The 2,651-nt window shown below is 63.7% G+C and carries 2 protein-coding genes; both read left to right on the top strand.

Features of this window, described 5'->3' with window-relative positions; translation table 11 throughout:
* Positions 1 to 1,086, top strand: a 1,086-nt coding sequence (locus tag AAC083_RS23155) for a dihydroxy-acid dehydratase domain-containing protein (RefSeq protein WP_258224704.1), incomplete at its 5' end; no start/stop codon positions are given.
* A gap of 3 nt (positions 1,087 to 1,089) precedes the next feature.
* Positions 1,090 to 2,610 (top strand): threonine ammonia-lyase, biosynthetic, encoded by a 1,521-nt coding sequence (gene ilvA, locus AAC083_RS14590; protein ID WP_042035892.1) that lies wholly within the window; start codon positions 1,090 to 1,092, stop codon positions 2,608 to 2,610.
* Positions 2,611 to 2,651 lie beyond the last annotated feature (41 nt).

Raw genomic sequence — 2,651 nt, 5'->3', positions numbered from 1 at the left:
ACCGCCCTGCCGCGCAATATCGCCACCAAGGCGGCGTTCGAGAACGCCATGGCGCTCGATATCGCCATGGGCGGCTCCACCAATACCGTGCTGCACCTGCTGGCGGCGGCGCAGGAGGCGGGTGTCGACTTCACCATGGCCGATATCGATCGCATGTCGCGCAAGGTGCCCCAGCTCTGCAAGGTGGCGCCCTCCACCCAGAAGTACCATATGGAAGACGTACACCGCGCCGGTGGTGTGGTGGCGATTCTGGGCCAGCTGGAAAAAGCGGGACTGGTGCACGGGGATACCCGCACCGTACTGGGTGGTTCCCTGGCCGAACTGCTCAACGAATATGACGTCAGCCGCCAGCCGAGCCAGGAGGTGGTGGACTTCTACCGCGCCGGGCCGGCCGGGATCCGCACCACCAAGGCCTTCAGCCAGGATTGTCGTTGGCCCGAGCTGGATGTGGATCGCGCCGAAGGCTGCATCCGCTCGCTGGAAAATGCCTACAGCCAGGAGGGCGGCCTCGCCGTGCTCTCCGGCAACCTGGCGCTTGATGGCGCCATCGTAAAAACGGCCGGTGTGGATGACGAGAACCTCTGCTTCCGTGGCCCGGCCCGGGTATTCGAGAGCCAGGACACGGCGGTTGCCGGCATTCTGGACGGTACCGTCAAGGCCGGTGAAGTCGTGGTGATCCGCTACGAAGGGCCCAAAGGGGGCCCCGGCATGCAGGAGATGCTCTATCCCACCACTTATCTGAAATCCATGGGATTGGGCAAGCAGTGCGCCCTGATCACCGATGGCCGCTTCTCCGGCGGTACCTCGGGTCTCTCCATCGGTCACGTCTCGCCGGAGGCTGCCTCCGGCGGCACCATAGGTCTGGTGGAGGATGGCGACATCATCAACATCAACATCCCGGCCCGCAGCATGGTGCTGGAGGTGGCCGACAGCGTGCTGGCCGCCCGCCGTGTTGCCGTGGAAGCCCGTGGCTGGAAGCCGCTCGACCGTCAGCGTCAGGTCTCCTTTGCCCTGCGCGCCTACGCCATGCTCGCCACCAGCGCTGACAAGGGCGCGGTGCGTGACCGCAGTAAGCTGGAGGAGTAAACAATGGTCTCTGCGGCTGATTATCTACGCAAGGTGTTGCTCTCCCCCGTCTATGAGGCGGCGCGGGTGACACCATTGCAGACCCTTAAAAAATTGTCCGAGCGGCTCGGCAACCATGTCAGTTTGAAGCGGGAGGATCTGCAACCGGTCCACTCCTTCAAGCTGCGTGGCGCCTACCACAAGATTGCCACCCTGACCCAGGAGCAGAAGGATCACGGTGTCATCGCTGCCTCTGCCGGTAACCATGCGCAGGGGGTCGCCCTGTCGGCGGCCAAGCTTGGCATCAAGGCGATCATAGTGATGCCCAAGACCACGCCGGACATCAAGATCGATGCGGTGCGTCGTCAGGGTGGCAACGTCATGCTGTTTGGCAACAGCTTCGACGAGGCTTACGGCGAGAGCCGCCGTCTCGCCGAACTGGAGGGCTACACCCTGATACCGCCGTTTGACGACGTCGAGGTGATCGCCGGGCAGGGCACCATCGGCAAGGAGCTGCTGGATCAGGACATTCACCTCACCCACGTCTTCGTGCCGGTGGGCGGCGGCGGTCTGGCCGCCGGGGTGGCGGTCTACATCAAGCAGCTGCTGCCGGATGTGAAGGTGATTGGGGTGGAGGCGGAGGGCTCTGCCTGCCTCAAGGCGGCCATGGCGGCGGGCGAGCCGGTCAATCTGGAGCGGGTCTCGCTGTTTGCTGACGGGGTGGCGGTCAGGCGCATCGGCGAGGAGACGTTTCGCCTCTGCAACCAGTATCTGGACGAGGTGGTGACCGTCTCCAATGACCAGATCTGCGCCGCACTGAAAGACATCTTCGATGACTGCCGCGCCATCGCCGAACCCTCGGGCGCCCTGTCGCTGGCGGGGTTGAAAGCCTACAGCGAGCGGGAGCAGGTCAAAGGCGGCCGGATGGCGGCCATTCTATCGGGTGCCAACGTCAACTTTCACAGCCTGCGCTACGTGTCGGAGCGTTGCGAGATTGGCGAGAAGCGCGAGGGCATGCTGGCGGTGACCATTCCCGAGCGCAAGGGGGCTTTCCTCGACTTCTGCCGTCAGCTTGGGCCCCGCATGGTGACCGAGTTCAACTACCGCTACTCGGATGCGGCCCAAGCTTCGCTGTTTGTCTCGGTGCGCCTCACCGGCGGCGACGAGGAGCTGGGCCAGATCATCGATCAGCTCGGCGGCAATGGCTATCCGGTGGTTAATATGACCGAGAGCGAGCTCGCCAAGAACCACGTGCGCTACATGATTGGCGGCCGCCCGGCCCGGCCCCTCGGTGAACGTCTCTACAGTTTCAAGTTTCCGGAGCAACCGGGCGCCCTGATGCGTTTTCTCGAGACCCTCGGTTGTCGCTGGAACATCAGCCTGTTCCACTACCGCAACCACGGCGCTGACTATGGCCGTGTGTTGTGTGCCTTTGAGCTGCCAGACGAAGACGTGGCAGCCTTCCACGACTACCTGCGCGAGATTGGTTACGGCTGGAAAGAGGTGAGCGACGACCCCGCCTACCGGCTGTTTCTGGCCAGCTGATGATGAGCAGAACACAAGCAGGGAGGCCGCAAGCCTCCCTC

Origin of the sequence: Aeromonas sp. HMWF014 (assembly GCF_963878295.1) — a bacterium.
GTDB lineage: Bacteria > Pseudomonadota > Gammaproteobacteria > Enterobacterales > Aeromonadaceae > Aeromonas > Aeromonas popoffii.
Note: the sequence above shows the minus strand (reverse complement) of the source record. Positions and strands in the feature narration are given on the sequence as shown.